At 72.1% G+C, this 2,533-nt stretch carries 5 protein-coding genes; 2 read left to right on the forward strand and 3 right to left on the reverse strand.

Annotated elements, in window-relative coordinates; genetic code table 11:
- The coding region (locus AC27VN_RS38620; protein WP_490880093.1) for a LysR family transcriptional regulator at nt 1-127 on the reverse strand (127 nt) is incomplete at its 3' end.
- Nucleotides 128-175: 48 nt separating this feature from the next.
- Here AC27VN_RS38620 and AC27VN_RS38625 point away from each other — a divergent pair.
- Nucleotides 176-706, forward strand: a complete 531-nt coding sequence (locus AC27VN_RS38625; RefSeq protein WP_490880090.1) for a GNAT family N-acetyltransferase — start codon at nt 176-178, stop codon at nt 704-706.
- Nucleotides 706-1,950, forward strand: a complete 1,245-nt coding sequence (locus AC27VN_RS38630; protein WP_490880091.1) for an MFS transporter — start codon at nt 706-708, stop codon at nt 1,948-1,950. Before AC27VN_RS38625 ends, AC27VN_RS38630 begins: the two co-directional genes overlap by 1 nt.
- Nucleotides 1,951-1,956: 6 nt before the next feature.
- Here AC27VN_RS38630 and AC27VN_RS38635 read toward each other — a convergent pair whose 3' ends face one another.
- Nucleotides 1,957-2,349, reverse strand: a complete 393-nt coding sequence (locus tag AC27VN_RS38635; protein ID WP_296780036.1) for a tautomerase — start codon at nt 2,347-2,349, stop codon at nt 1,957-1,959.
- 1 nt (nt 2,350) lies between these two features.
- Nucleotides 2,351-2,533: amidase family protein (locus tag AC27VN_RS38640; RefSeq protein ID WP_490880092.1), on the reverse strand; the 183-nt coding region annotated here is incomplete at its 5' end.

Genomic DNA, 2,533 nt, shown 5'->3' on the forward strand with positions numbered 1-2,533 from the left:
TCAGGCCCAGGCGCTCGGCCGCGGCCGAGAAGCTGCCGGTCTCGACCACCAGGCCGAAGGCGCGCAGCTGGTCGAGGTTGAGCGAGCGCCGCACAGGCTTGTCCAAAGTTTTTCTCATGGCTTGCATAGGTGATCGAAGCTTCATTTATCGAAAGCTGCGCGTCAAGATCGCGCCATGCCCTCTTCCGACCTTTCTCCCTCTTCCGCCCCGCTCGAGATCGCCGACGCCGAGCCCCAGCACCTGGACCAGATCCAGGCCATCTACAGCCACTACGTGCTGCACGACCTCTGCTCCTTCGAGGAGCAGGTGCCGACCGTGGCGCAGATGCTGTCGCGCCGCCTCGAGGTGCTGCGCCTCGGCCTGCCCTACCTGGTCGCGCTGCGCGAGGGCCGCGTGGTCGGCTATGCCTATGCCGGCGCCTACCGCGCGCGCTCCGCCTACCGCCACACGGTCGAGGATTCGATCTACGTCGCGCAGGGCGAGCACGGCCGCGGCATCGGCAAGGCGCTGCTCGCGGCGCTGATCGAACGCTGCGCCGCACGGGGCCTGCGCCAGATGGTCGCGGTGGTCGGCCACAGCGGCAACGCGGGCTCGACGCGGCTGCACGAGAGCCTGGGCTTCGAACGGGTCGGCGTGCTGCGCGACGTGGGCTTCAAGTTCGGCCGCTGGGTCGACACCGTACTGATGCAGCGCGCGCTGGCCTGATGGCGGCGCCGGCCACCCTGCCCGCGCCGGGCTGGCTCGCGATGCTCTGCGCGAGCCGGCTGCTGCAGGCCATGATCGTCACGGCCTATGCCGGCGTGCTGCCCTTCACCATGGTCGACTGGCAGATGAGCGCCGCGCAGGCGGGCTCGATCCAGAGCGCCTGGCACGTGGGCTACATGAGTTCGCTGTTCGCCGTGGGCCTCTTGGCCGACCGCTTCGGCGCGCACCGCGTGTTCCTGCTCGGCAGCGCGGTCAGCGCGATCGCGGCGCTGGGCTTCGCGCTGTTCGCGAGCGGCCATCGCTCGGCGCTGCTGCTGTACGGGCTCGCGGGGCTGTGCGCCGGTGCCTCGTACACGCCAGGGCTGCAGCTGCTCGCGCGCAATGCCGAACCTGCCGTGCGCGGCCGCGCGATGGGTCTGTTCCTCGGCGCCTCGTCGCTCGGCTATGCGCTCTCGCTCGCGGTGGTGGCCGCGCTCGCGAGCCTCGCGCACTGGCGCCACGGCCTGATCGCGGCCGCGCTGTGCACCGCGATGGGCGCGCTGCTCACCGTGCCGGCACTGCGCCGCATGCAACTGCCCACGACACCGCCGCCGGCCGCGCGCGAAAGCACGCTGCGCGCGCTGGCCGAGACGGTGCGCGACAAGCCCGCGATGGCCGGCAACTGGGCCTATGCCTTCCACTGCTGGGAGCTGATGGCGCTGTGGGCCTGGCTGCCCGCCTACCTCGTGGCCGCGTCGGGCGATGTGCCCGCGGCGTGGAAGGGCGCGGGCATCGCGCTCGCGGCGCTGGCGCACCTGGTCAGCGTGTTCGGCAGCATCGCGGGCGGTGCCGCCTCCGACCGCTGGGGCCGCGCGCGCGTGATGATGGTCGCCACCCTCGCGAGCCTGTGCATGTCCTTCGCCTTCGGCTGGATGTGGAGCTGGCCGCTGTGGCTGCTGGCAGCGGCGGCCGCGCTCTACAACCTGTTCGCCATCGCCGACTCCTCGGTCTACTCGACCGCGCTGGCCGACGTGGTGGCGCCGCATCGCCTGGGCGTGGCCTATTCGGTGCGCTCGGTGATGGGCTTCGGCGCGGGCGCGATCAGCCCCTGGGTGTTCGGCCTCGCGCTCGACTGGGGCCAGGCACGCTTCGGCGTTGGCAGCACCCACGGCTGGGTGGCCGCGTGGACCACGGTCGGGCTCGGCGCACTGCTCGGGCCGCTGATGATCGCGCGCTTCGCGCGGCTGGCCAGGCCACCGCGCTGAGCGCCCTCAGTCGCCCTCGCCCTGCGCCCACTCCGGGCTGTAGCCGCCCAGTGTCGGGTGGTACATCTCGTCGCCCGCATGCTGGGTGAACTCGACGTTGAGCCGGTCCTCGCGCAGCCCCAGGATCTCCGCGCAGTCGCGGCACAGCGCCTTCGCGACCGCGAGCCGCAGCTCGGCCGAACGGCCGCGCCGGATGTCGCACATCAGCACCGACACTTCCACCGGCTCGCCATCGACCATGCGCCACACGCCGCCCTCGCCCGCCTCGCGCACCGCCACGCTGATGCGCCGGATGTCCACGCTCATCATCGCGGCATAGGTCTCGCAGAGGCGCTGCGCGAGCCGCCGCTTGTCGGTGGCTGCATGGCGGCCGTTCACGTCGAGTTGCAGATAGGGCATGTCAGGCGACTCCTTCGAGGGTGGCGGCGAGGCGGAACAGCGCGGCCTCCCTGCCGGCCGCGGCCACCAGTTGCAGCGCGATCGGCAGGCCGTCGATGCGACCCACGGGCACGCTGATCGCGGGCAGCCCGACCAGGTTCCACGGGCTCGTGAGCGACAGCAGCGCGGCGCGCACCTCGACGGC

The organism is Variovorax sp. 20P10.2.4, from assembly GCF_058244205.1.

Coding starts and splice junctions, on each gene's coding strand:
- AC27VN_RS38625 (WP_490880090.1), top strand. CDS start 176: ATGCCCTCTTCCGACCTTTCTCCCTCTTCCGCCCCGCTCGAGATCGCC.
- AC27VN_RS38630 (WP_490880091.1), top strand. CDS start 706: ATGGCGGCGCCGGCCACCCTGCCCGCGCCGGGCTGGCTCGCGATGCTC.
- AC27VN_RS38635 (WP_296780036.1), bottom strand. CDS start 2,349: ATGCCCTATCTGCAACTCGACGTGAACGGCCGCCATGCAGCCACCGAC.